Raw genomic sequence first — 2851 nt, 5'->3', positions numbered from 1 at the left:
GGCGTAGTGTCATTCAGCAACTTATTGACTGACAGGACGCATTCGCGAGCAAGCCCGCTCCCACAAGGTTCGGCGTACATCCCGCCCCTCTTCACCAGGGCTGAAAACTGTGATGATTCCCTCCCCCTGGCGCGCCGACTTTCCGGCCATCGCCGCCCTGCAACGGCAAGACCAGACCTATCTGGACAACGCCGCCACCACGCAAAAACCCCAGGCCCTGCTCGACGCACTGACGCATTACTACGCCAACGGCGCGGCCAATGTGCATCGTGCGCAGCATCTGCCCGGCGCGCACGCGACGCAGGCGTTCGAAGACAGTCGGCTCAAGGTTGCCCAATGGCTGAATGCCGGTGACAGCGGGCAGATCATCTTCACCCATGGCGCCACCAGTGCGCTGAATCTCCTGGCCTATGGCCTGGAACATCTTTTCCACCCGGGCGATGAAATTGTCATCAGCGCCCTGGAGCATCACGCCAACCTGCTGCCGTGGCAGCAACTGGCACAGCGTCGCGAGCTGAAACTGGTGATCCTGCCGCTGGACGCCGACGGCGTGATCGACCTCGGCGCCGCCGTGCGTCTGATCACCCCCCGCACTCGCTTGCTGGCGGTCAGTCAGCTGTCCAACGTGCTCGGTGCCTGGCAACCGCTGCCAGCGCTGCTGGCGATGGCCAAGGCGCACAACGCGCTGACCGTGGTCGATGGCGCACAAGGTGTGGTGCATGGTCGCCACGACGTGCAGGCGCTGGGTTGCGACTTCTATGTGTTTTCCAGCCACAAGCTTTACGGCCCCGATGGTCTCGGCGTGCTGTTCGGGCGCAACAAGGCGCTTGAGCAACTGCAGCCATGGCAGTTCGGCGGCGAAATGGTGCTGGAAGCCAACTATCACGATGCACGCTTCCGCCCTGCCCCGCTGGGCTTCGAAGCGGGCACGCCGCCGATTGCCAGCGTGATCGGCCTCGGCGCGACCCTCGATTATCTGGCTGGCCTGGATCAGGACGCGGTGTCGGCCCATGAAGCGGCGCTGCACGCCTACCTGCTGCAAGGCCTGGCCGCGCGCAACGGCATTCGTCTGCTGGGCAAGCCGCAATTGGCGTTGGCGAGTTTCGTCGTCGAGGGTGTGCACAACGCCGATCTGGCGCACTTGCTGACCGAGCAAGGTATCGCCGTGCGCGCCGGGCATCACTGCGCCATGCCGTTGCTGAAAAGCTTTGAGCTGGCCGGGGCGATCCGCGTTTCGCTGGCGCTGTACAACGACTCCGAGGATCTGGAGCGTTTCTTCGAAGCGCTGGATCAGGCCCTGGAGTTGCTGCGATGAGCCTGCCGCTCGCCGCTGCCGAAGCGCTGCAGACCTTTCAGAATGCCGCAGGTTGGGAACAACGGGCGCGGTTGCTGATGCAGTTTGGCGATCGTCTGCCGCCGCTGGATGACGCGGACAAATGTGAAGCCAACCGGGTGCATGGCTGTGAGAGCCAAATGTGGCTGGTGGGTGAGTTGCAGGACGGTCACTGGCAGTTCAGCGCTGCCAGCGATGCGCGGATGATTCGTGGGTTGGTGGCGTTGCTGCTGTTGCGGGTCAACGGCTTGAGCGCTGCCGAGTTGCGGCAGGTGGATTTGCCCGAGTGGTTCAATCAGCTGGGACTTTCGCGGCAGTTGTCGCCTTCGCGCAGTAATGGCTTGAATGCCGTGCTCCAGCGGATGAATGAGTTGGCTAAATAAAGCGGCTGCTTCGCAGCCATCGCGAGCAGGCTCACTCCTACAATTGGAATGCGTCCCCCTGTAGGAGTGAGCCTGCTCGCGATGAGGCCCTCAGCCCCAGCATCAAACCTGAGGCTTGACCCGATCCGCCGGCCGCCGCACACCCGCCACAATCTTGTCCACCGCCTTGGTCGCCGCGACCATGCCGAACGTCGCCGTGACCATCATCACCGCGCCAAACCCGCCGGCGCAGTCGAGCTTCACCCCGTCGCCGACAAAACTCTTCTGCAAACAGATGCTGCCGTCCGGTTTCGGATAGCGCAGTTGTTCGGTGGAGAACACACACGGCACGCTGTAATGGCGAGTCACGGTACGCGAGAAGCCATAGTCGCGACGCAACGTCGAACGCACTTTCGAGGCCAGCGGGTCGTTGAACGTGCGGTTGAGGTCGCAGACCTGAATCAGCGTCGGATCGATCTGCCCACCCGCACCGCCAGTGGTAATGATCTGGATCTTGCGGCGTTTGCACCAGGCGATCAGCGCAGCCTTGGCGTTGACCGCGTCGATGCAGTCGATCACGCAGTCGATGTTCGGCGTGATGTACTCGGCCATGGTGTCGCGCGTCACGAAGTCCGCCACCGCATGCACGGTGCAATCCGGGTTGATCCCGCGCAGACGCTCGGCCATCACTTCGACCTTGGGTTTGCCGACGGTGCTGTCCAGCGCGTGCAACTGGCGGTTGGCGTTGCTGACGCAGACGTCATCGAGGTCGAACAGCGAAATCTCGCCGACGCCACAGCGGGCCATGGCTTCCGCCGCCCAGGAACCGACGCCACCGACGCCGACAATCGCCACATGGGCCGCACGCAGGCGCTCGAGGCCCTCGATGCCATACAAACGGGCGATGCCTGCAAACCGCGGATCTTCTGTACTCATGACCATTACCCCAAAAACCGGCGCGCATTATAGGGCCGTCGGCGGCCAAGAGCATCTTTGACGCTATGAACGGTGAACGCCGCCGTTTTGCGCAAGCCTTGTGGCGAGGGAGCTTGCTCCCGCCGGGTCGCGAAGCGGCCCTTGAAAAGCGGACTGCTTCGCAGTCCGGCGGGAGCAAGCTCCCTCGCCACGGGGAATTGCTATAACAGAATAACAAAGT

Annotated in this window: 3 protein-coding genes; 2 read left to right on the top strand and 1 reads right to left on the bottom strand. The window is 63.0% G+C overall.

All coding sequences use genetic code 11. The features are described from left to right. Nucleotides 1-109 precede the first annotated feature (109 nt). Both QMX91_RS30445 and QMX91_RS30440 read left to right on the top strand, forming a co-directional pair. Complete coding sequence (locus tag QMX91_RS30445) at nucleotides 110-1315, top strand: cysteine desulfurase (protein ID WP_223008229.1); 1206 nt, start codon at nucleotides 110-112, stop codon at nucleotides 1313-1315. After that, nucleotides 1312-1716, top strand: a complete 405-nt coding sequence (locus QMX91_RS30440) for a SufE family protein (RefSeq protein ID WP_098967452.1) — start codon at nucleotides 1312-1314, stop codon at nucleotides 1714-1716. The genes QMX91_RS30445 and QMX91_RS30440 overlap by 4 nt, the downstream gene beginning before the upstream one ends. 102 nt (nucleotides 1717-1818) lie before the next feature. On the opposite strand, the gene tcdA is transcribed toward QMX91_RS30440, so the two are convergent. Then, complete coding sequence (gene tcdA, locus QMX91_RS30435) at nucleotides 1819-2637, bottom strand: tRNA cyclic N6-threonylcarbamoyladenosine(37) synthase TcdA (protein WP_003222099.1); 819 nt, start codon at nucleotides 2635-2637, stop codon at nucleotides 1819-1821. Nucleotides 2638-2851 lie beyond the last annotated feature (214 nt).

It is taken from the genome of Pseudomonas sp. PS01299 (assembly GCF_029960145.1).
Lineage (GTDB): Bacteria > Pseudomonadota > Gammaproteobacteria > Pseudomonadales > Pseudomonadaceae > Aquipseudomonas > Aquipseudomonas putida_A.
The sequence above is the reverse complement of the archived record's forward strand: the minus strand, read 5'-3'. Positions and strand labels throughout refer to the sequence as shown.